The sequence below is a fragment of the Kitasatospora sp. NBC_01250 genome, from assembly GCF_036226465.1.
Classification (GTDB): domain Bacteria; phylum Actinomycetota; class Actinomycetes; order Streptomycetales; family Streptomycetaceae; genus Kitasatospora.
Genome location: NZ_CP108476.1, coordinates 1869523 through 1894008, shown reverse-complemented (window position 1 = coordinate 1894008; position 24486 = coordinate 1869523). Strand labels below are relative to the sequence as shown.

Annotated in this window: 5 protein-coding genes; 2 read left to right on the top strand and 3 right to left on the bottom strand. The window is 74.9% G+C overall.

All coding sequences use genetic code 11. The annotated features are described in order from the left end of the window. Positions 1-173 precede the first annotated feature (173 nt). Genes OG500_RS07625 through OG500_RS07615 form a run of 3 tightly spaced genes read right to left on the bottom strand, consistent with a single transcriptional unit; the run spans position 174 to position 3628 of the window. Positions 174-1724 carry a glycosyltransferase family 39 protein gene (locus tag OG500_RS07625; RefSeq protein ID WP_329578009.1) on the bottom strand — a complete coding sequence of 517 codons (1551 nt, stop codon included), beginning with the start codon at positions 1722-1724 and terminating at the stop codon, positions 174-176. A 21-nt stretch (positions 1725-1745) separates the two neighbouring features. Beyond that, complete coding sequence (locus OG500_RS07620) at positions 1746-2591, bottom strand: ABC transporter permease (RefSeq protein WP_327065636.1); 846 nt, start codon at positions 2589-2591, stop codon at positions 1746-1748. Further along, entirely contained in the window at positions 2588-3628 is a 1041-nt protein-coding gene (locus tag OG500_RS07615) for an ABC transporter ATP-binding protein (RefSeq protein WP_327065635.1), read from the bottom strand. The genes OG500_RS07620 and OG500_RS07615 overlap by 4 nt, the downstream gene beginning before the upstream one ends. Positions 3629-4017: 389 nt before the next feature. On the opposite strand from OG500_RS07615, the gene OG500_RS07610 reads away from it, so the two are divergent. Together OG500_RS07610 and OG500_RS07605 are read left to right on the top strand one after the other, a co-directional pair. After that, the gene (locus OG500_RS07610) at positions 4018-14793 is read left to right on the top strand and encodes an SDR family NAD(P)-dependent oxidoreductase (RefSeq protein WP_442907011.1); all 10776 of its coding nucleotides are present in this window, start codon (positions 4018-4020) and stop codon (positions 14791-14793) included. Between the two features lie 62 nt (positions 14794-14855). Further along, positions 14856-24470 (top strand): type I polyketide synthase, encoded by a 9615-nt coding sequence (locus OG500_RS07605; protein WP_329578002.1) that lies wholly within the window; start codon positions 14856-14858, stop codon positions 24468-24470. Positions 24471-24486 lie beyond the last annotated feature (16 nt).

The window sequence follows — 24486 nt, the reverse complement described above, 5'->3', positions numbered from 1 at the left end:
CGGCGTCCGTCCACCGGGACGCCGCTGCTCAGGTGGCGCGGGTGGCGAGGGTGGCACAGGTGAGGCGGGCGGTCCGTCCCGCCCCCGAGGGCCCGCAGCACGCGGGAACGGCTTCTGCCCCGGGAACCGTTGCCGGTTCCCGGGGCAGAAGCCGTCGGCGCTGGGGCGCTCCGTCAGGCGAACTCGCGCAGGCCGGGCCAGAGCTGGGACCACGGCGTGTGCAGGCCCTGGCAGAGCCAGACCGCCTTGCCCTGGTCGAGGTTCTTCACCCCGTGGCCGTTGTCGACCGTCGCGACCCGGCGCACGGTGGTGAACTCGCCGCGCAGCTTCGCCTCGTCGCCGCCGACGTAGAGCACGGCGCCGGAGTCGTCCGGCGGCGCGCCGAAGTACCAGGCGCCGCGCTGCGGACTGTAGGCCTGCGGCAGCCCGCGGGCCGGTCCGTAGAGCTCCAGGGCGCCCTGGGCCCAGAAGGTGTCGGTGACGACCACCGCGTGCTGCTGCTCGTCGGCGGGCAGCGCGCGGTAGGCCGCGGCGACCGTGTCGGCCAGCTGCGGCCAGCCGATCGTCTCCGCGGTCGAGAAGTTGAAGGCGTAGGGCATCTTCGCGATCGAGGAGAACGGGTACAGCGGCAGCTCGGCGACGGCCACCACCGCGCAGATCACGAAGGAGACCGTGCTGTGGCCCCAGCCCCAGCCGCGCGCGGCCGGGCGGTGCTGCAGCGAGACCGCGCCCGCGGCCCAGAGCACCGGGAAGAGCCCGGCCAGGTAGTACGAACGCCCGTCGCTGAGCAGGAAGAACGCGGTGGTGGCGAGCGCCGCCCAGCCGAGGAAGCGGTACGCGCGCAGCTCCGGCATCCGCAGCAGCCGCCACAGGCCCGCGCACATCAGCAGCAGCAACGGGAAGCCCGCCATGGACAGGGCCAGCGGCAGGAAGCCGAACCGCCCGCCGTAGAGGCGGTCGTCCTCGGCGGCGATCGCGCTGGTCATGTCCGCCTGCGGCCAGTGGTGCTGGGCCTGCCAGAGCAGGCTCGGCAGCGTCACCAGCACCGCGAACAGGCTGCCCGCCCAGAGCGCGGGCCGCCGCAGCAGCTCGCGCGGGCCGACCGCGGCCACCGAGCCGGCCAGGGCGAGCAGCAGGACGCCGACCAGGTACTTGTTCTGCAGGTCCACCGCCGCCGCGAGGCCGAGCCAGAGCAGCAGCCGGTCGTCGCGCACCCGGATCCAGCGCACCAGCAGCCAGCTGACCAGGGTCCAGCAGAAGACGTCCAGGGTCGGCGTGATGGTCAGGTGGCCGAAGACCACGACGATCGGTGACACGGCGAAGGCGCCCGCGCTCAGCACCTGGGCGCGCCGCTGCCCGCCCAACTCCCGGGCGAGCTGCGCACAGAGCAGCACCCCCAGGCCGCTCAGCAGGGTCGCGGGCAGCCGCAGCACCACCAGGTTGCCGGGGGCCAGCGCGTTGAGCGCGTGCGCGAGCAGCGGCAGCAGCGGCGGCTGGTCGGCGTAGCCCCAGGCGAGGTGGCGGCCGGCCACGATGAAGTACAGCTCGTCGCCGTAGTAGCCGTAGCGGTCGCTGGTGATCAGCAGGGCCGCGGTGAGGACCCCGGCGATGATCGCCACCGGCCGCCGGGCGAACGGCTGCCGGCCGGCCGGTGGTCGCCCGGCGGCCGGGGGCGCCGGCTGCTCGGCGGGTGCCGCAGCGTCGGCGAGGTCGGTCTGGCTCATGGGTCTCTTTCTCTCCTCGGGTCAGTCCAGCGCCCGCTTGCGGAAGCCGCGGATGCCGATCAGCCCGTACAGCAGGCAGGCGGCGACCAGCGCGGCGAGGTCGATCCCGAGCGGGATCGAGTGCAGGGCGCTGTGCGGGATCAGCACGGACCGCAGCCCCTCGCTGACGTAGGTCAGCGGGTTGAGTGCGCACACCACCTGGAACGGCCGCACCACGCTCAGGCCGAACCACGGGAACTGGGTGGCGCCGGTGAACATCAGCGGGGTCAGCACCACGGCGATGATGATGCTGATGTGCCGCGAGTCGACCGCGGTGCCGATGGTCATCCCCACCGTCGCCCCGGCCAGCGAGCCGAGCACGAGGATGCCGGCGACCGGCAGCACGCTGGAGAGCGGCCAGTGCACGTGGTCCAGCAGCAGGAAGCCGAGCGGGATCATCACGCCCGCGCCGATCAGGCCGCGGATCGCCCCGAACAGCAGCTTCTCCACGGCCACCAGGCCGAGCGGGATCGGCGAGAGCAGCCGGTCCTCGATCTCCTTGGTGAACGAGAAGTCCACGATGAGCGGGAAGGCCGTGTTCTGCAGCGCCACCAGGAAGCTGCTGAGCGCCACCACGCCGGGCAGCAGCACCTCCTGGAAGCCCTCGCCGGTGTAGCCGATGCCGGTCAGCACCTTGCCGAAGACGAACAGGATGAAGAACGGCTCGACGACCACCTGCGCCAGGAACGGCACCAGTTCGCGGCCGGTGACGAAGATGTCCCGCCACAGGATGTAGCAGAACGCCCAGGCTGCCGAGCGGCCCCTGCGGGCGCGCACCGGGTCGGTTCCGGCGTGCGGCAGGGGCATCAGGGGGGTGCTGGTGCTCAACGCAGTTCCCTTCCGGTCAGTTCGATGAACACGTCCTCGAGGGTCAGCTCGCCGAGGGACACGTCGTCGAGCTCGCGGTTCAGCTCGGTGAGGGCGCCGACGACGGCGGGCAGCGCCGCGGTGGGGCGGCCGGTAGTGTAGATCCGCAGCCGGCCGGGGCCCGTCGCGGCCCCGCCCGGCTCGGGGGCGTCGGCCCGCTCGGCGCCGGGCAGGTCGACCGGCTCGACCCGCTCGACCCCCGCGGTCTTCTCCAGGGCCCGGAGCACGTCGTTCGGGTCCGCGGCGGGGGAGTCCCGCAGGGTGACGGTCAGGGTGCCGGTGCCCTGCAGCGACCCGGTCAGCGCCCGTGGGGAGTCGAGCGCCAGCAGCTTGCCGTGGTCGATGATGCCGACCCGGTCGCAGAGCTTGGCGGCCTCCTCCATGTCGTGCGTGGTGATCACCACGGTGATGCCGGCCGCGCTCAGCTCGGCGACCCGCTCGTGGACGAAGAGCCGGGACTGCGGGTCGAGTCCGGTGGCCGGCTCGTCCAGGAAGAGCACCCGCGGCCGGTGCATCAGCGCGCGGGCGATCATCACCCGCTGCGCCTGGCCGCCGGACAGCTCGTCCACCCGGGCCCTGCCGTGGTCGGTGAGGCCCACCCACTCCAGGCTGCTGTCCGCCAGCCGCTTGCGCTCGGCGCGCCCCATGCCGTGGTAGCCGGCGTGGAAGACCAGGTTCTGCCGGATGGTCAGCGAGCGGTCGAGGTTGTTGCGCTGCGGGACGACGGCGAAGTTGCGGTGCGCGGTGGCGGGGTCCGCCGCCACGTCGACCCCGAGGATGGTGACGCTGCCCGAGGTCGGGGCCACCCGGGTGGTCATGATGCCGACGGTGGTCGATTTCCCGGCGCCGTTCGGTCCCAGCAGGCCGAACACCTCGCCGGGCCGGACGCTGAAACTGAGATCGTCGACTGCCGGGTGATCGCGGTGACGGTATTTCTTGACCAGATGGTCCACGACGACGGCAGAATCCGCGGCCTGTGGCGCTCGTGCTGTATTCATTGATGCCTGCGAATCGGGCGGGACGCGATAACGGCGGCATGGGGGCTGCGCGGCGAGGAGTTCACGCGCATCCTGATTCGACGTCATGCGCCGGTGGAAAGGGACACGGAACTGTGTGCACCATGTATAGCATGGGGGTGAGTTGGGCCGGTCCGCCGCCATCCGCCACCCCCTGAAACAGGGGGGCTAGGGGGCGGTTAGGGGATGTTCGCCCAAGCGGCCGCTGCTAGCCTGACCGGGCAGCAATGATGTTCCGTCGAGTACGCCGGAAATGCCGCAGGATTCCTTTTCGGACGGCGGGGAGACTGCGGGCGCGCGCTTTTCATCAGGAATCAATTGGTGGTCGATCAATTGGCGGTCAGGCCCGATCCGCGCGACGGCGTCCATGGATGCCGGCCGGCGACCGGCCGGACCCTCACGGCCGGTTCAGGGGTGTGACGGACAACGTGGAGAACGAAGAGAAGCTCCTCGACTACCTCAAGCGGGCGACCGCCGACCTGCGTGAGACCCGCCGGCGGCTGCGCGAGCTGGAGGAGCAGGAGCCCGAGCCGATCGCGATCATCGGCATGGCCTGCCGCTACCCCGGCGGCGTCGGCTCGCCCGAGGACCTGTGGCGGCTCGTCGCGACCGGCACCGACGGCGTCTCGGGCTTCCCCGTCGACCGTGGCTGGGAGCCGGACGCCGAGGCCGGCCCCGAGGCTCCGGACTACACCCGTGAGGGCGGCTTCCTGCACGACGCCACCCGGTTCGACCCCGACTTCTTCAACATCTCGCCGCGCGAGGCGCTGGCCATGGACCCGCAGCAGCGGCTGCTGCTCGAGGTCTCCTGGGAGGCCTTCGAGCGGGCCGGCATCGACCTGGACTCGGTGCGCGGCAGCGCCACCGGCGTCTTCGCGGGCGTGATGTACCACGACTACGCCGCCCGCCTCCTCGAGGTTCCCGAGGGTGTCGCGGGCTACCTGGGCAACGGCAACGCGGGCAGCGTCGCCTCCGGGCGGGTGGCCTACGCGCTGGGCCTGGAGGGCCCGGCGGTCACCGTCGACACCGCCTGCTCCTCCTCGCTGGTCGCTCTGCACTGGGCCGTCCAGGCGCTGCGCGCCGGCGAGTGCACGATGGCCCTGGCCGGCGGTGTCGCCGTGATGTCCACCCCCAACGCCTTCATCGACTTCGCCCGCCAGCGCGGGCTCGCATCGGACGGCCGCTGCAAGTCCTTCGCCGCCGCGGCCGACGGCACCGGCTGGGGCGAGGGCGTCGGCATGCTGCTCGTCGAACGGCTCTCGGACGCCCAGCGCAACGGGCACCCCGTGCTCGCCGTGGTGCGCGGCAGCGCTGTCAACCAGGACGGCGCCAGCAGCGGTCTGACCGCCCCCAACGGCCCGGCGCAGCAGCGGGTGATCCGACAGGCGCTGGCCGCGGCCCGACTGACGGCCCATCAGGTCGACGCGGTGGAGGCCCACGGGACGGGCACCCGGCTGGGCGACCCCATCGAGGCGCAGGCGCTGCTCGCCACCTACGGGCAGGACCGGCAACGCCCGCTGCTGCTCGGCTCGTTGAAGTCCAACATCGGGCACACCCAGGCGGCGGCCGGGGTGGGCGGCATCATCAAGATGGTGCAGGCGATGCGGCACGGCGTGCTGCCGAAGACGCTGCACGTGGACGAGCCGACGCCGCACGTGGACTGGTCCGCCGGTGCGGTGGAGCTGCTGACCGAGGCGCGCCCCTGGCCCGAGACCGGACGGCCGCGCCGGGCGGCGGTGTCCTCGTTCGGCGTCAGCGGGACCAATGCGCACGTGGTGATCGAGCAGGGCGTGTTCGAGCAGGCTGCCGCGGAGGCGGTCGACGTCGTGCCGCCGCTCGACCGGGCGCTGCCGCTGGTAATCTCCGGGCGGGACGAGGTGTCGCTGAGGGCCCAGGCGGCCCGGCTGCGGGAGCACCTGGCCGACCGGCCCGAACTCGGCCCGGCAGAGCTCGGGTTCTCGCTCGCCACCTCCCGCACGGCCCTCAAGCAGCGGGCCGCGCTGCTGGTCCGGAACCGTGAGGAGGCGCTGGCGGCCGTCGGAGCGCTGGCCGACGGCGAGCCGGCCGCGGCGTGTGCGGTGCTGGGTGTGGCGGGTTCGGCGGGGCGGACGGCGTTCCTGTTCGCGGGGCAGGGGAGTCAGCGGGCGGGGATGGGGGCGGAGTTGTGTGCTGCGTTCCCGGTGTTCGCGGTGGCGTACGACGCGGTGTGCGGGGAGTTGGACCGGCATCTGGAGGTGCCGCTGAGGGATGCGGGGGCGCTGCTGGATGAGACGGCGTATACGCAGCCAGCGTTGTTCGCGTTGGAGGTGGCGCTGTTCCGGTTGGTGGAGTCGTGGGGTGTGGTGCCGGACTTCTTGGTGGGGCATTCGATTGGTGAGGTGGCGGCGGCGCATGTGGCGGGGGTGTTGTCGCTGGCGGATGCGGCGCGGTTGGTGGTGGCGCGTGGGCGGTTGATGCAGGGGTTGCCTGCGGGTGGTGCGATGGTGGCGGTGCGGGCGGGTGAGGCGGAGGTGTTGCCGCTGTTGGTGGGGCGTTCGGATGTGGGGATTGCTGCGGTCAACGGGCCTGCTGCTGTGGTGCTTTCGGGTGCCGAGGCGGGGGTGTTGGAGGTTGCGGGTCGGCTGGGTGGCAGGTCCAGGCGGCTGACGGTGAGTCATGCGTTCCATTCGCCGTTGATGGAGCCGATGCTGGCGGAGTTCCGTGCGGTGGTGGCGGGGTTGGCTTTCGGGGAGCCGCGGATCCCGATCGTGTCGACGTTGGACCGGTCGGCGGATCTGGCTTCGGCGGAGTACTGGGTGCGGCATGTCCGTGAGGCGGTGCGGTTCGCCGACGCGATCGCGGTGTTGGAGGCGGAGGGGGTGCGCAGCTTCCTGGAGCTGGGGCCGGACGGCACGCTCTCCGCACTCGGCCAGGCCTGCGTGAGCGCCGAGGACGAGGCGCTGTTCGCTCCTGTACTGCGCCGTGACCGGGCGGAGGCGGAGACCTTCACCGCGGGTCTGGCGCAGCTGTTCGTGCGCGGCGTCGGACTCGACTGGTCGGCCGTCTTCGCGGGCACCGGTGCCCGGCGGATCGACCTGCCCACCTACGCCTTCCAGCGCGAGCGCTACTGGCTGGACAGTGGCTCACTGCCGGTGGGCGACGTCACCATGTCCGGCCTCGGAGTGGTGGAGCACCCCCTGCTGGGCGCGGTGGTAGCACTGCCCGGCGCGGACGGGGTGCTCTGCTTCGGACGGCTGTCGCTGGAGGCGCAGCCGTGGCTCGCGGATCACACGGTGGCGGGCAGCGTGCTGCTGCCGGGCACCGCGTTCGTGGAGCTCGCGGTGGCGGCCGGCGACCAGGCCGGGTGCGGCCTGCTGGAGGAGCTGACGCTGGAGGCGCCGCTGGTCGTTCCGGCGGCGGGCGGCCTGCAGCTCTGCCTCGCGGTCGGCGAGCCGGACGCCACGGGAAGCCGGTCGCTGCAGATCTACTCCCGCCCGGAGCACGACACCGCCGCCGAGTCCTGGACGCGGCACGCGACCGGTGTCCTCGCGGTGGGCGAGCGGGCGGCGTCGTTCGAGCTGACGCAGTGGCCGCCGGCGGGTGCGGAGGCGGTGGCGGTCGAGGGGCTGTACGACGGTCTCGGGCAGGCCGGGTTGGAGTACGGTCCGGTCTTCCGTGGGGTGCGGGCGGCCTGGCGGCGTGGTGGTGAGGTGTTCGCCGAGGTGGTGCTGCCGGAGGGGGCTGCTGAGGAGGCGGGTCTGTTCGGTCTGCATCCGGCGTTGTTGGATGCGTCGTTGCATGCGATCGGGCTGCTGGGTGGCGTGGTGGCGGAGACGGGTGAGGGGCGGTTGCCGTTCGCGTGGTCGGGTGTGTCGCTCTTCGCTGCGGGTGCGGTGGAGTTGCGGGTGCGGTTGTCGGCGGTGGGCACGGGTGCGGGTGCGGGTGTGGGTGCGGTGTCGTTGGTGGTGGCCGATGGCACGGGTGCGCCGGTGGCGTCGGTCGATTCGCTGGTGCTGCGGCCTTTCTCGGCGGAGCAGTTGGCGGTTGGTGGTGGGCGGTCCGAGGCGTTGTTCCGGACGGAGTGGTCGGGTGTGGCGCTGCCGTCGGCCGGGTCGCTCGGTGCGGTGGCGGTGCTGGGTGAGGACGGCCTCGGGTTCGCGGGGGCCAGGTGTGTCGCGAAGTTGCGCGAGCTGGTCGCGGCGGTGCCGGACACGATCGTGCTGCCGGTGCTGCCGGTGGACACCGGGGACGTTGTTGGGGCCACGCACGAGGCCGTGCGCCGCACGCTGGGGCTGGTGCAGGAGTGGTTGGCGGAGGAGGCGTTCGCCGATTCGCGCCTGGTGGTGGTGACGCGTGGTGCGGTGGCTGCGTTGCCGGGTGAGGACGTGCGTGATCTGCCGTCGGCGGCGGTTCTGGGTCTGTTGCGGTCGGCGCAGTCGGAGAATCCGGGCCGGATCGTGCTGGTGGATGTGGACGATGCTTCGTCGTCCGTGCTGGCGGCGGCCGTGGAGGTGGGTGAGCCGCAGGTGGCGCTGCGTGCGGGGGTGGCGTATGTGCCGCGTCTGGTGCGGGCTTCGGCGGCGGGTGACGGCGCGTCGGCGTTGGTGCTGGACCCGGAGGGCACGGTGCTGGTGACCGGTGCGACGGGGACGCTGGGTGGTCTCTTCGCGCGGCATCTGGTGAGCGAGTACGGGGTGCGTCGGCTGCTGCTGGTGTCGCGGCGCGGTGAAGCGGCGGAGGGTGCGGTGGAGTTGGCGGCCGGGCTGACCGAGCTGGGTGCCTCGGTGCGGTTCGCGGCCTGTGACGTGGCGGACCGGGAGGCCCTTGCGTCGCTGCTCGCCTCGCTGGAGCAGCCGCTGACCGCCGTGGTGCACACCGCGGGTGTGCTGGACGACGGGGTGATCTCGTCCCTGACTCCGGAGCGGCTGGCTGCGGTGCTGCGGCCCAAGGTCGATGCGGCCTGGCACCTGCACGAGCTGACGAAGCATCAGAACCTTGCCGCGTTCATCGTCTTCTCCTCCGCTGCCGGGGTGTTCGGTGCGGCCGGGCAGGGCAACTACGCGGCGGGCAACGCTTTCCTGGACGCGCTCGCCGAGCACCGGCACGCCGCCGGGCTGCCGGCCCTCTCGTTGGCCTGGGGTCTGTGGGCCGAGGACGGCGGCATGGCCGGGGAGTTGGGCACAGCGGACGTCGAGCGGATGGCGCGCGGCGGTGTGCTGCCGCTCTCCGCAGCCGAGGGCCTGGCGCTGCTGGACGCCTCGGTGCGCTCGGGCGCGCCGGTTCTGGTGCCGGTCCGGCTCGATCTCGCGGGCCTGCGCGCCCAGGCCGGGCTCGGCCTGCTGCCGCCGCTGCTGCGCGGCCTGGTCCGGGTGCCCGCGCGCCGCGCGGCGGCCGGTGTGGGCGGTGGAGCCGGTGCCTCGGCACTGGGCACGCAACTCGCCGGCCTGCCCCGGGCCGAGCAGGACGCCCTGCTGCTCGACCTGGTCCGTGGCCACGCCGCCGCGGTGCTGGGCCACGGCGGGCCGGAGGCGGTCGACCCGACCCGCGCCTTCCGCGAGCTGGGCTTCGACTCGCTCAGCGCCCTGGAGCTGCGCAACAGCCTCGCCGCGGCGACCGGGCTGCGACTGCCGGCCACCCTGGTCTTCGACCACCCGACCCCGACCGCGCTGGCGGGCCTGCTCGCCGCCGAGCTGCTGGGCGCCCTGCCCGAGGACGGGCTGCCGGTCGCAGCCGCGGTGGCCGCCGACGACGACCCGATCGCGATCGTCGGCATGGCCTGCCGGTTCCCGGGCGGGGTGGCCTCGCCCGAGGACCTGTGGCAGCTGGTCGCGGGCGGCCGGGATGCGATCTCCGGCTTCCCCGAGGACCGCGGCTGGGACATCGAGCGCCTCTACCACCCGGACCCGGAGCACCCCGGCACCTCGTACACCCGGCAGGGCGGCTTCCTGCACGACGCCGCCGCGTTCGACCCGACGTTCTTCGGCATCAGCCCGCGCGAGGCGCTGGCCACCGACCCGCAGCAGCGGCTGCTGCTGGAGACCTCCTGGGAGGCCTTCGAGCGGGCGGGCATCGAGCCGGCCTCGCTCAGGGGCAGCCGGACCGGGGTCTTCGTCGGTGTGATGTACCACGACTACGCCGGGCTCCTGCGGGACGATCCGACCGGCGGCGAGGGCTACCTGGGCGGCGGCGACACGGGCAGCATCGCCTCGGGCCGCCTCTCCTACACCTTCGGCCTCGAAGGCCCCGCGGTCACCGTGGACACCGCCTGCTCCTCCTCGTTGGTCGCCCTGCACTGGGCGATCCAGGCGCTGCGCAGCGGCGAGTGCACCATGGCGCTGGCCGGTGGCGTCACGGTGATGGCCACCCCGGCGACCTTCGTGGGCTTCAGCCGCCAGCGCGGCCTGTCGCCCGACGGCCGGTGCCGGGCGTTCTCGGACGACGCGGACGGCACCGGCTGGGGCGAGGGCGCCGGCATGCTGCTCGTCGAGCGACTGTCGGACGCGCGGCGCAACGGGCACCCGGTGCTGGCGATCGTGCGCGGTGGCGCGGTCAACCAGGACGGTGCCTCCAACGGCCTGACGGCGCCGAACGGCCCTGCTCAGCAGCGGGTGATCCGGCAGGCGCTGGCGAGCGCCGGCCTGACGCCCGACGAGGTGGACGCGGTCGAGGCGCACGGCACCGGCACCACGCTGGGTGACCCGATCGAGGCGCAGGCGCTGCTCGCCACCTACGGTCGCGAGCACAGCGCGGAGCAGCCGCTCTGGCTCGGCTCGGTCAAGTCCAACCTGGGCCACACCCAGGCGGCGGCCGGTGTCGCGGGCGTGATCAAGATGGTGATGGCGATGCGCCACGGCGTGCTGCCGAAGACGCTGCACGTCGGCCAGCCGTCCAGCCACGTGGACTGGTCGGCGGGCGCGGTGGAGCTGCTCACCGAGGCGCGGCCGTGGCCGCGGACGGGCCGGCCGCGGCGCGCGGCGGTCTCCTCGTTCGGGATCAGCGGCACCAACGCGCACCTGGTCATCGAGCAGGCCCCGGGGATCGCCGAGGCCGCCGAGGTTACCGAGTCCGCTGCGCCGTCCGCGCCGTCCGTCGCGGCCGGGCGGAGGCCGCTGGTGCCGCTCGTGCTGTCGGGCCGGACGCCGGTGGCGCTGCGCGGCCAGGCGGCCCGGCTCGCCCAGCACCTCGCGGCCCGCCCGGAGCAGGCGATCGCGGAGGTGGGCTTCGCGCTGGCCACGGCTCGCACGGCGTTCGACCACCGTGCCGCCGTGGTCGGGCGCGACCGCGCCGCGCTGCTGCACGGGCTGGAGCAGCTGGCGAGCGGCGCCGCCGCGGGTGAGGTGGTCGGCCCGGTGGGCCGGACGGCCTTCCTGTTCACCGGGCAGGGCAGCCAGCGCCCCGGGATGGGGGCCGAACTCCACGCTGCCTACCCGGTGTTCGCCGAGGCCTACGATGCCGTCGCCGCCGAGCTGGACCGGCACCTGGCGGTGCCGCTGAAGGAGGCCGACGAGCTGCTCGACGCGACCGCCTACACCCAGCCCGCACTCTTCGCGATCGAGGTGGCACTCTTCCGCCTGGTCGAATCCTGGGGCCTGCGGCCGGACTTCCTGGCCGGGCACTCGATCGGCGAACTGGCCGCCGCGCACGTCGCGGGGGTTCTCTCACTTGCCGACGCCGCCAGGCTGGTGGCCGCCCGCGGCCGGCTGATGCAGCACCTGCCCGCCGGTGGCGCCATGGTGGCGGTGCGGGCGGCCGAGGAGCAGGTGCTGCCACTGCTGGCGGGCCGCCCGGAGGTGGGCATCGCCGCCGTCAACGGGCCTTCGTCGGTGGTGGTCTCGGGTGCCGAGCAGGCGGTGCTGGAGGTGGCCGAGCAGCTGACCGCCGACGGGTGCAAGACCAGGCGGCTGACCGTCAGCCACGCCTTCCACTCGCCGCTGATGGAGCCGATGCTGGCGGAGTTCCGCGCAGTCGTCGGCGAGTTGACCTTCCACGAGCCGCGGATCCCGATCGTCTCCACGCTCGACCGGTCCGCGGAGCCGACCTCCGTCGAGTACTGGGTGCGCCATGTCCGCGAGGCGGTGCGCTTCGCCGAGGCGATCCGGGCCCTGGAGGCCGAAGGGGTGAGCACCTTCCTGGAGTTGGGTCCGGACGGCACGCTGACCGCGATGGCGCAGGAGTGCCTGGCCGAGGAGAGCGTGGCGCGGACGGTGTCGCTGCTGCGTCACGACCGCCCGGAGGCCGAGGCGGTCGCCATGGCGCTGGGCAGCCTGTACGCGCGCGGTGTCCGGGTCGACTGGCCGGCGTATTTCGCCGGGACCGGGGCGGAGCTCGGGGCACGGCCCGTCGAGCTGCCCACCTATGCCTTCCAGCGCGAGCGCTACTGGCCCCGGGCGCAGTCCGGCTGGGTCGGCGACCTCGCCTCGGCCGGTCTCGGCGCGGCGGAACACCCGCTGCTGGGTGCCTCGTTGGCGCTTGCGGACGGTGACGGCCACGTTTTCACCGGGCGGCTCGCGGTGGGCAGCCACCCGTGGCTGGCCGACCACGCGGTGGCCGGCACGGTGCTGCTGCCGGGCACCGCCTTCGTGGAGCTGGCGATCCGGGCCGGCGACCAGGTCGGCTGCAGCGTGCTGGAGGAGCTGACGCTGGCGGCGCCGCTGGTGCTGCCGGCCAACGGCGCGGTGCAGCTGCAGCTGACGGTCGGTTCGCCCGATGCCGCCGGTCGGCGCCCGCTGGCGGTCTTCGCCCGCGCGGACGCCGCCGACGCCGACCAGCCGTGGACCCGCCATGCGACGGGTGTGCTGGCGGTGGGTGAGCGGGTGGCGTCGTTCGAGTTGGCGCAGTGGCCGCCGGCGGGTGTCGAGGAGGTCGCGGTCGACGCGGTCTATCCGGGCTTCGAGGCGGCGGGCTTCGGGTACGGTCCGGCGTTCCGGGGGTTGCGGGCGGCCTGGCGGCGCGGCGAGGAGCTGTTCGCCGAGGTGGCGCTGCCGGCGGAGGTCGTCGAGGAGGCGGGCCTGTTCGGTCTGCATCCGGCGCTGCTGGACGCGACCTTGCACGCGATCGGGCTGGGCGGGCTGCTGGAGGACACCGGCCAGGGGCGGTTGCCGTTCGCCTGGTCGGGTGTCTCGCTCTTTGCCGCCGGTGCGGCCGAGGTGCGGGTGCGGCTGTCGGCGGCGGGTCCGGACGCGGTGTCGCTGGCGGTGGCGGACGGGTCGGGTGCGCCGGTGGCGTCGATCGACTCGCTCGTGCTGCGGGCCTTCTCGCCCGAGCAGCTGGCGGGCGGCGGCGGCCGCCACGAGGCGCTCTTCCGCGAGGAGTGGGTGAGCGTCGAACTGCCGCCCACGGGCGCGCTCGGCGCGGTCGCGGTGCTCGGCGCGGACAGCCTCGGACTGCCGGGCGCCGCGTGCTTCGACGACCTGGCGGAGCTGGGCGAGACCCTGCCGGACACGGTCGTGCTGCCGGTGCCGCAGAGCGTCGGGGAGGTCGTCGCGGCCACCCACCGGACCGTCCAGCAGGTACTGGGGACCGTCCAGCAGTGGCTGGCGGACGAGGCGTTCGCCGGCTCCCGGCTGGTCGTGGTGACCCGCGGCGCGGTGGCCCGCACTCCCGGCGAGAGCGTCTGGGACCTGCCCTCGGCCGCGGTGCGGGGTCTGCTGCGCTCGGCGCAGGCGGAGCACCCGGGCCGGATCGTCCTGATCGACACGGACGAGGACCCCGCCTCGCCGGCCGCGCTCGCCGCCGCCGTCGGGACGGACGAGCCCCAGCTCGCGCTGCGCGCAGGCCTCGCGCTCGCTCCCCGGCTGGCCCCCGTCGGCACCGACGAGCCCGTGGCGGCGCCGGCCTACGACCCCGCCGGCACCGTCCTGGTCACCGGCGCGACCGGTTCGCTCGGCCGCGTGGTGGCCCGCCACCTGGTGGCGCGGCACGGGGTGCGGCAGCTGCTGCTGGTCTCGCGCCGTGGTGAAACCGCCGAGGGCGCGGCCGAGTTGGCCGCTGAGCTGGCGCAGCTGGGTGCCTCGCCGCGGTTCGCGGCCTGCGACGTCGCGGACCGTGAGGCGCTGGCCGCCCTGCTGGCCGAGCACCCGGTGTCGGCGGTGGTGCACACCGCCGGCGTGCTGGACGACGGCGTGGTCTCCTCGCTCACCCCCGAACGGCTCGCCGCCGTGCTGCGGCCCAAGGTCGACGCCGCCTGGCACCTGCACGAGCTGACCAAGGACCACGGCCTGACCGCCTTCGTCCTCTACTCCTCCGCGGCCGGCGTCTTCGGCAACCCCGGCCAGGCCAACTACGCTGCCGCGAACGCCTTCCTGGACGCGCTCGCGAGGCACCGGCGCGCCGCCGGCCTGCCGGCCACCTCGCTGGCCTGGGGCCTGTGGGCCGAGGACGGCGGCGGCATGGCGGGCGAGCTGGCCGAGGCCGACGCCCGCCGGATGGCGCGCGGCGTGGCGGCCCTGTCGGTCGCCGAGGGCCTGGCGCTGCTCGACCTGGCCCTCGGCCTGCCGGATCCGGTGCTGCTGCCGGCCCGGCTGGATCTGCCCGCGCTGCGTGCCCGGGTGGCGGAGTCGGGCGAGGTGCCCGCGCTGCTGCGGGGTCTGATCCGCCGGCCGGCCCGGCGCGCGGCCGGCGCTGCCGATGCCGACCCGGGGCAGGCGCTGGTGCGCCGACTGACCGGGCTGGACGCCGGTGAGCAGGAGCGCATCCTGCTGGAGCTGGTGCGCGCTCAGGTCGCGGCGGTGCTCGGCTACGCCACCGCCGTCGCCGTCCAGCCAGGCGCCGGGTTCCGGGAGTTGGGCTTCGACTCGCTGACCGCCGTCGAGCTGCGCAACCGCCTGGGTGCGGCCACCGGCCTGCGGCTGCCGGCCACCATGGCCTTCGACCACCCGAGCCCGGCCGAGCTGGCCGGTGCGCTGCGCGCCGCGCTGCCGCTCGACGAGCAGGCGGCCGGGCCGGGCGTCTTCGCCGAACTCGACCGCCTGGCCGAGGCGTTGGCGACCACCCCCACCGACGACGAGACCGGGACGCGGGTCACCCTGCGCCTGCAGGCGCTGCTCACCCAGTGGCGCAGCTACCTCGGGGCCGATGACCCGGTCCCGGCCGAGAGCGGCACCGACATCGAATCGGCCACCGACGACGAGCTGTTCGACCTGCTCGACGACGAGCTCGAAACCTCCTGACCGGGCGACCGGCCCCCAGTACGCAGGCGCGACCCCTTTTCCGCAAGGAACGGACGGACACGGTGAACGAGGACAAGCTGCGCGACTACCTCAAGCGCGCCACCACTGATCTGCGCAACGCCCGCCGGCGCCTGCGGGAGCTGGAGGAGCGTGACCAGGAGCCGATCGCGATCGTCGGCATGGCCTGCCGCTACCCGGGCGGGGTGAGCACGCCGGAGGAGCTGTGGCGGCTGGTGGCGCAGGGCGGTGACGCCATCGGCGGCTTCCCCACCGACCGCGGCTGGCAGGTCGATGCGCTGATCGGCGACGACCCGGACCAGCAGGGCACCAGCTACGTCAGCCAGGGCGGATTCCTGCACGACGCCTGCGAGTTCGACCCGGCGTTCTTCGGGATATCGCCGCGCGAGGCGCTGGCCATGGACCCGCAGCAGCGGCTGCTGCTCGAAGCGTCCTGGGAGGCCTTCGAGCGGGCGGGCATCGACCCGACCGCGCTCAAGGGCAGCCGGACGGGCATCTTCGCCGGCCTGATGTACCACGAGTACGCCAGCCGGCTCGGCGCGGTGCCGGAGGGCGTCGAGGGCCACCTGGGCACCGGCAGCTTCGGCAGCGTCGCCTCGGGCCGGATCTCCTACACCCTCGGCCTCGAAGGCCCGGCCGTCACCGTCGACACCGCGTGCTCCTCCTCGCTGGTCGCCCTGCACCTGGCGGTGCAGGCGCTGCGCTCGGGCGAGTGCACGCTGGCGCTGGCCGGCGGCGTGACCGTGATGGCCACCCCCGGCACCTTCGTGGAGTTCAGCCGCCAGCGCGGCCTGTCCACCGACGGTCGCTGCAAGGCGTTCTCCGCCGATGCGGACGGCACCGGCTGGGGCGAGGGCGTGGGCATGCTGCTGGTGGAGCGGCTCTCGGACGCGCGGCGCAACGGGCACCCGGTGCTCGCCGTGGTGCGCGGCTCGGCGATCAACCAGGACGGTGCCAGCAACGGTCTGACGGCGCCGAACGGCCCCTCGCAGCAGCGGGTGATCCGCCAGGCGCTGGCCAGTGCCGCGCTGACGCCGGGCGAGGTGGACGTGGTGGAGGCGCACGGCACCGGCACCACCTTGGGTGACCCGATCGAGGCGCAGGCGCTGCTGGCCACCTACGGCCAGGAGCGCCCGGCGGACCGGCCGCTCTGGCTGGGCTCGTTGAAGTCGAACATCGGGCACACCCAGGCCGCGGCCGGGGTCGGCGGTGTGATCAAGATGGTGCTGGCGATGCACCACGGCGTACTGCCGCGCACGCTGCACGTCACCGAGCCGTCCCCGCACGTGGACTGGTCGGCGGGTGCGGTGGAGCTGCTGACCGAGGCGCGGCCCTGGCCCGAGACCGGACAGCCGCGCCGGGCGGGCGTCTCCTCGTTCGGCTTCAGCGGGACCAACGCGCACGTGATCGTCGAGCAGGCGCCTGCGGCCGGGGCGCCGGTTGACGGGGCGCCGGTGGGTCCGCAAGGCGCGGCGGCGATCGGTGCGGCGGTGCTGCCGTGGGTGGTGTCGGGGCGTGGTGTGCCGGCGTTGCGTGGTCAGGCGGTGCGGTTGCGGGCCTTCGTGGCGGCGCAGCCTGCGCCGCGGGCGTTGGATGCCGGTCTCTCGTTGGCCACCGGTCGCGCCGCGTTGGAGCACCGGGCCGTGGTGCTCGGCGGCGACCTGGCCGAACTGGACCACGGGCTGGCGGTGTTGGCCGCCGGTGGGGTGGCTGCCGATGTGGTCGAAGGGGTGGCGCGGGCCGTCGGCAAGGTGGCGTTCGTCTTTCCGGGGCAGGGGTCGCAGTGGGCCGCGATGGGTGCGGGGCTGTGGGAGGAGTCGCCGGTCTTCCGGGCGGCGATGGAGGAGTGTGCCGCGGCGCTCGCGCCGTTCACCGACTGGTCGTTGACCGAGGTGCTGCTCGGCGGTGCGGGTGAGGCGTGGCTGGACCGGGTGGACGTGGTGCAGCCGGTGCTGTGGGCCGTGATGGTCGCGCTGGCGGCCGTGTGGCGCGCGGCGGGCGTGCAGCCCGATGTGGTGCTCGGTCACTCGCAGGGTGAGATCGCGGCGGCGGTGGTGGCGGGTGCGCTGTCGCTGGAGGACGGCGCGAAGGTGGTGGCGTTGCGCAGCAGGGCGATCGCCGCCGGGTTGGCGGGGCGTGGTGGCATGGTGTCGTTGGCGCTGCCGGTGGTCGAGGTGCGTGAGCGGTTGGCGGGCTGGGGTGAGCAGCGGATCTCGGTGGCGGCGGTGAACGGGCCGTCCTCGGTGGTGGTGTCGGGTGAGCCTGCCGCGTTGGACGAGTTGCTGGCTTCGTGCGAGGCGGACGGTGTGCGGGCGCGTCGGGTTCCGGTGGACTATGCCTCGCACTCGGCGCAGGTCGAGGGGATCCGCGCGGAGCTGCTGGCCGCGCTGGCGGGGATCGAGCCGCGGGTAGGCCGGGTGCCGCTGCTGTCCACGGTGACCGGCGAACTGATCGACGGCGCAAGCATGGACGCCGCGTACTGGTACACCAACCTGCGCGAGACCGTGCGCTTCGCGGACGCCGCCCGCACCCTGGTGCGGGACCACGGCGTCGCCGGCTTCGTCGAGGTGAGCCCGCACCCGGTGCTGCTGACCGGGCTGCAGGAGTGCGTGGAGGAGGCCGAGGCCCCGGCGGTGACCGTGGGCACGCTGCGCCGGGGCGAGGGCGGTGCCCGCCGGGTGCTGGCCTCGCTGGCCGAGGCGTGGGTGCGCGGGATCGCGGTGGACTGGACGGCCGCGGTCTTCGCGGGCACCGGTGCCGAGCGCACCGACCTGCCCACCTACGCCTTCCAGCGCAGCCGCTACTGGCTGGACGCGGCGACCGCACCCGCCGCCGAGGAACGGGACGGCGCCCTCGACCCGGTGGAGGCGGAGTTCTGGGAGGTCGTGGAGAACGAGGACCTGGCCGCGCTGGCCGACTCGCTCGACCTGGGCGGGGACGCCCCGCTGAGCGCGGTGCTGCCGGCGCTCTCCTCGTGGCGGCGGCAGCGCCGCGAGCAGTCGGTGATCGACGGCTGGCGCTACCGGGTCGGCTGGCGCCCGCTGACCGCGCTGCCCACCCCGGTGCTCTCCGGGACCTGGCTGCTCGTGGTGCCCGAGCACCTGGCCGCCGACCCCTGGGCGGTGGGCGCCGCCCGGGCGCTCGCCGAGCGCGGCGCCCGGGTCGCGAGCCTGCTGGTGGGCCCGGCCGACCTGGAGCGCGCGGCGCTGGCCGGGCTGCTGGGCCGGGAGCCGGCCGAGGGCGGCACGCCCGCCGGGGTGCTGTCGCTGCTCGGACTCGACGAGAGCCGCCGCCCCGACCACCCGTCCGTGCCGGCCGGCCTGGCGGGCACCGTCGCGCTGTTCCAGGCGCTGGCGGACGCCGAGCTGCCGACCCCGGTGTGGAGCGTCACCCGGGGCGCGGTGGCGGTGCACCGCGACGAGCGGCTGAACTGCCCCGCGCAGGCGCTGGTCTGGGGCCTGGGCCGGGTCGCCGCGCTGGAGGACGCGCCGCGCTGGGGCGGCCTGCTCGACCTGCCCGAGCTGCCGGACGAGCGCACGCTGGACCGGCTGGTGGGCGCGCTGGCCGGCACCGGCGGCGAGGACCAGCTCGCCCTGCGACCCGGTGGGGTCTTCGCCCGGCGGCTGCTGCACGCGCCGGCCGGCCCGGCGCCGGCCGAGGGCTGGCGCCCCGGCGGCGGCACCGTGCTGGTGACCGGCGGCACCGGCGCGCTCGGCGCGCACGTGGCCCGCTGGCTGGCCCGGGGCGGCGCGGAGCACCTGCTGCTGACCAGCCGCCGCGGCCCGGAGGCCGAGGGCGCCGCCGAGCTGCACGCCGAACTGACCGCGCTGGGCGCCCGGGTCACCATCGCCTCCTGCGACGTCTCGGACCGGGCGGCGCTGGCCGAGCTGCTGGCCGGGATCCCGGCCGAGCAGCCGCTGACCGCCGTGATGCACACCGCCGCCGTCCTGGACGACGCGGTGATCCAGGCGCTGACCGCCGACCAGTTGGAGCGCGTGCTCCGGGTGAAGGTCGACTCCGCCCTGCACCTGCACGAGCTGACCCGCGAGCTGCAGCTGTCCGCCTTCGTCCTCTTCTCCTCGTTCGCCGCCACCTTCGGCGCCCCGGGCCAGGGCAACTACGCGCCCGGCAACGCGTTCCTGGACGCGCTGGCCGAGCAGCGCCGCGCCGACGGCCTGCCCGCCACCTCGGTGGCCTGGGGGCCGTGGGGCGAGGGCGGCATGGCGGCCGAGGGCGGCCTGGGCGACCGGATGCAGCGCCACGGGATCCTGCGGATGGCGCCCGACGCGGCCGTGGCCGCCCTCCAGCAGGCGCTGGACCAGGGCGACCGGGTGCTGACCGTGACCGACATCGACTGGCAGCGCTTCGCGCTCGCCTTCACCTCGGGCCGGGTCCGGCCGCTGCTCTTCGACCTGCCCGAGGCCGTGCGGGCGCTGGCGCGCACCGGCAGCGGCGGCGAGGAGCGGGCGGACGCCGAGGGCGGCCTGGCCGCCCGGCTCGCCGGTGCGCCCGCCGCCGAGCGGGACCGGATCCTGCTGGACCTGGTCACCTCCCACGTCGCCGCCGCGCTCGGCTACCCGGGCCCGGAGGCGGTGGACACCACCCGGGCGTTCAAGGAGCTGGGCTTCGACTCGCTGACCGCCGTCGAGCTGCGCAACCGGCTCGGCGCGGCGGCCGGCGTCAAGCTGCCCGCGACCCTGATCTACGACCACCCCACCACCCAGGCCCTGGTCCGCCACCTCGCCGAGGAGCTCTCCGGCACGGTGGGCCGGGCCGCGGCCCCGGTCGTGGTCCGCTCGGCCGCGGACGACGAGCCGATCGCGATCGTCGGCATGAGCTGCCGCTTCCCCGGCGGTGTCGCCTCGCCCGAGGACCTGTGGCAGCTGCTGGTCGACGGCGGTGACGCGCTCTCGGAGTTCCCCACCGACCGGGGCTGGGACCTCGACACCGGCACCTCCTACCTGCGCGAGGGCGGGTTCCTGGACGACGCCAGCCACTTCGACGCCGGCTTCTTCGGCATCTCGCCGCGTGAGGCGCTGGCGATGGACCCCCAGCAGCGGCTGCTCCTGGAGACCAGCTGGGAGGCGATCGAGCGGGCCGGGATCGACCCCGCGCTGCTGCGCGGCAGCCGGACGGGTGTCTTCGCCGGCACCAACGGCTCGGACTACCTGAGCCTGCTGACGGGTGCGGCCGAGTCCGCCGAGGGCCATGTCGCCACCGGCACCGCGGCCAGCGTGGTCTCGGGCCGCGTCTCCTACCTGTTCGGCCTCGAAGGCCCGGCGCTGACCGTGGACACCGCCTGCTCGGCCTCGCTGGTGGCCCTGCACCTGGCCGTGCGGGCGCTGCGCGGCGGCGAGTGCGAACTGGCGCTGGCCGGTGGCGTCACCGTGATGTCCACCCCGGGCACCTTCGTCGAGTTCAGCAAGCAGCAGGGCCTGGCCTCGGACGGCCGGTGCAAGCCGTTCTCGGCCGCGGCCGACGGCTTCACGCCCTCCGAGGGCGTGGGCATGCTGCTGGTGGAGCGGCTCTCGGACGCGCGGCGCAACGGGCACCCGGTGCTCGCCGTGGTGCGCGGTTCGGCGATCAACCAGGACGGCGCCAGCAACGGTCTGACGGCGCCGAACGGGCCGTCCCAGCAGCGGGTGATCCGCCAGGCGCTGGCGGACGCGGGCCTGACGCCCGACCAGGTGGACGCGGTGGAGGCGCACGGGACGGGCACCAGACTCGGCGACCCGATCGAGGCGCAGGCGCTGCTGGCCACCTACGGCCAGGGCCGTCCCGCCGACCGGCCGCTCTGGCTGGGCTCGGTGAAGTCCAACCTCGGCCACGCCCAGGCGGCGGCCGGGCTGGCCGGTGTGATCAAGATGGTGCTGGCGATGCGGCACGGGGTGCTGCCGGCCAGCATCCACCTGGACGAACCCACCGCGCAGGTCGACTGGTCGGCGGGTGCGGTGGAGCTGCTGACCGAGGCGCGGCCCTGGCCCGAGACCGGACAGCCGCGCCGGGCGGGCGTCTCCTCGTTCGGCTTCAGCGGGACCAATGCGCACGTGATCGTCGAGCAGGCGCCCGCAGTCGTGGAGGCGGTTGACGGGGCGCCGGTTGACGGGGCGCCGGTGGGTCCGCAAGGCGCGGCGGCGATCGGTGCGGCGGTGCTGCCGTGGGTGGTGTCGGGGCGTGGTGTGCAGGCGTTGCGTGGTCAGGCGGTGCGGTTGCGGGCCTTCGTGGCGGCGCAGCCTGCGCCGCGGGCGTTGGATGCCGGTCTCTCGTTGGCCACCGGTCGCGCCGCGTTGGAGCACCGGGCCGTGGTGCTCGGCGGCGACCTGGCCGAACTGGAGCATGGGCTGGCGGTGTTGGCCGCCGGTGGGGTGGCTGCCGATGTGGTCGAAGGGGTGGCGCGGGCCGTCGGCAAGGTGGCGTTCGTCTTTCCGGGGCAGGGGTCGCAGTGGGCCGCGATGGGTGCGGGGCTGTGGGAGGAGTCGCCGGTCTTCCGGGCGGCGATGGAGGAGTGTGCCGCGGCGCTCGCGCCGTTCACCGACTGGTCGTTGACCGAGGTGCTGCTCGGCGGTGCGGGTGAGGCGTGGCTGGACCGGGTCGAGATCGTGCAGCCGGTGCTGTGGGCCGTGATGGTCTCGCTGGCGGCCGTGTGGCGGGCGGCGGGCGTGCAGCCCGATGTGGTGCTCGGTCACTCGCAGGGTGAGATCGCGGCGGCGGTGGTGGCGGGTGCGCTGTCGCTGGAGGACGGCGCGAAGGTGGTGGCGTTGCGCAGCAGGGCGATCGCCGCCGGGTTGGCGGGGCGTGGTGGCATGGTGTCGTTGGCGCTGCCGGTGGTCGAGGTGCGTGAGCGGTTGGCGGGCTGGGGTGAGCAGCGGATCTCGGTGGCGGCGGTGAACGGGCCGTCCTCGGTGGTGGTGTCGGGTGAGCCTGCCGCGTTGGACGAGTTGCTGGCTTCGTGCGAGGCGGACGGTGTGCGGGCGCGTCGGGTTCCGGTGGACTATGCCTCGCACTCGGCGCAGGTCGAGGGGATCCGCGCGGAGCTGCTGGCCGCGCTGGCGGGGATCGAGCCGCGGGCGGGCCGGGTGCCGCTGCTGTCCACGGTGACCGGCGAGCTGATCGACGGCGCAAGCATGGACGCCGCGTACTGGTACACCAACCTGCGCGGGACCGTGCGGCTGCAGGAGGCGGTCGGGTCGCTGCTGGCCACCGGCTGCGGGACGTTCATCGAGGTCAGCCCGCATCCGGTGCTGGTGATGGCGGTGCAGGAGAGCATCGAGGCGGCCGAGCGTGACGCGGTGGCCTTCGGCACGCTGCGCCGGGGCGAGGGCGGTGCCCGCCGGGTGCTGGCCTCGCTGGCCGAGGCGTGGGTGCGCGGGATCGCGGTGGACTGGACGGCCGCGGTCTTCGCGGGCACCGGTGCCGAGCGCACCGACCTGCCCGGCTACGCCTTCCAGCGCCGCCGCTACTGGCCCGAGCCGGTCAGGTTCGAGGAGCCGGCCGCGCAGGCGGGCAACGACCCGGTGGAGACGGCCTTCTGGGAGGTCGTGGAGAACGAGGACCTGGCCGCGCTGGCCGACTCGCTCGACCTGGGCGGGGACGCCCCGCTGAGCGCGGTGCTGCCGGCGCTCTCCTCGTGGCGGCGGCAGCGCCGCGAGCAGTCGGTGATCGACGGCTGGCGCTACCGGGTCGGCTGGCGCCCGCTGACCGCGCTGCCCACCGCGCCGGTCCTGCCGGGCACCTGGGCGGTCATCGTCCCCGAAGGGCTGGTGGACCAGGCGTGGGTGGCCGACACCGCCCGTGCGCTGGCCCGGCACGGAGCCGAGGTGCGGCTGTTCGGCCTGGACCGGGTCGACCTGGAACGGGAGGCGGTCGTCGAGCGGCTGCGCAAGGAGCTGGGCGACGTGGTCGAGCTGACCGGCGTGCTCTCGCTGCTGGCGCTGGACGAGCGGGCGCACCACGAGCACCCGGCGCTGCCGCTCGGCCTGGCCGGGACCGTCGCGCTGGTGCAGGCGCTCGGCGACGCCGGGTTCGAGGCGCCGCTGTGGTGCGCGACCCGCGGCGCCGTGGCGGTCGACCGCGGCGAACGCGCGGCGGGCCCGGACCAGTCGCTGGTCTGGGGCCTGGGCCGGGTCGCCGCCCTGGAGCAGCCGCAGCGCTGGGGCGGTCTGCTCGACCTCCCGGACACGCTGAACGAGCGGGTGCTGGACCGGCTGGCCGGGGTGCTGGCCGGGGCGGGCGGTGAGGACCAGCTGGCCGTGCGGGCCTCCGGGGTCTTCGGCCGCCGCCTGCTGCCGGCCCCCGCGGGCCCGGCGCCGGCCGAGGGCTGGCGCCCCGGTGGCGGCACCGTGCTGGTGACCGGCGGTACCGGCGCGCTCGGCGCGCAGGTGGCCCGCTGGCTGGCCCGGGGCGGTGCCGAGCACCTGCTGCTGACCAGCCGCCGCGGCCCGGAGGCCGAGGGCGCCGCCGAGCTGCAGGCCGAACTGACCGCGCTGGGCGCCCGGGTCACCATCGCCTCCTGCGACATCTCGGAGCGGGCCGCACTGGCCGGACTCCTGGCCGCCGTACCGGCCGAGCAGCCGCTCACCGCGATCTTCCACACCGCGGGCGTGCTGGACGACGGGGTGCTCGATGCGCTGACCCCGGACCGGGTCGCCGGTGTGCTGCGCCCGAAGGTGGACGCCGTGCGCCACCTGCACGAGCTGACCCGGGCCTCGGAGCTGACGGCCTTCGTGCTGTTCTCCGGCATCGCCGGCACCCTGGGCGACCCCGGGCAGGCCAACTACGCCGCCGCCAACGCCTATCTGGACGCCTTCGCCGAGCACCGCCGGGCCGCGGGCCTGCCCGCCACCTCGGTGGCCTGGGGCCGCTGGGGCGAGTCGGGCATGGCCGCCGACGGCCTGATCGGCGACCGCCTGGACCGCGCCGGGCTGCCCGGCATGGCGCCGGGGGCGGCGATCGCCGCCCTGCAGCAGGCGCTGGACCTGGACGAGACCGTGATCACGGTCGCCGACATCGTCTGGGAGCGGTTCGTGCCCGGCTTCACGGCCGTGCGCGCCTGCGCCCTGCTGGACGAACTGCCCGGCGCCCGGCGCCCGGTCACGGCCGGCGGGACCACCGGGGAGACGGCGCCCACCGACGCCACCGAGCTGCGCCGGCGCCTTGCGGGGATGGCGGAGCTGGAACGCGAGCAGACCGTCCTCGACCTGGTGCGGGCGCACGCGGCGGCGGCGCTCGGCCACCCGACGGTGGACGAGGTGCTCGGCGGCCGGGCGTTCAAGGAGCTCGGCCTGGACTCGCTGACCGCCCTGGAGCTGCGCAACCGGCTCGGCGCCGCCACCGGGCTGCGACTGCCGGCCACGCTGGTGTTCGACTTCCCGACCCCGGCCGCGCTGGCCGCCCGGCTGCAGGCGGACCTGCTGTCGGCCGGTGACGGACGGGCCGGGGCCTCGCTCACCGACCTCGACCGGCTGGAGGCCGCGCTGGCCGTGGTCGCCGCCGACGAGTCCACCCGCGCGGACGTCGCCGCCCGCCTGTCGGCCCTGCTGACCCGCTGGAGCGGCGAGCCGGGCGAGCGGGCCGCCGGGGAGCAGGTGACCGAGAAGCTCCAGGCGGCCTCGGCCGACGAGCTGTTCGCCTTCATCGACAACGAGTTGGGCATCGCCTGACCGGACCGGCCCGCAC

Bases quoted from the DNA above. Each gene is read 5' to 3' on its own strand.
- OG500_RS07625 (WP_329578009.1), bottom strand. From the start codon at position 1,724: ATGAGCCAGACCGACCTCGCCGACGCTGCGGCACCCGCCGAGCAGCCG.
- OG500_RS07615 (WP_327065635.1), bottom strand. From the start codon at position 3,628: ATGAATACAGCACGAGCGCCACAGGCCGCGGATTCTGCCGTCGTCGTG.
- OG500_RS07610 (WP_442907011.1), top strand. From the start codon at position 4,018: ATGCCGGCCGGCGACCGGCCGGACCCTCACGGCCGGTTCAGGGGTGTG.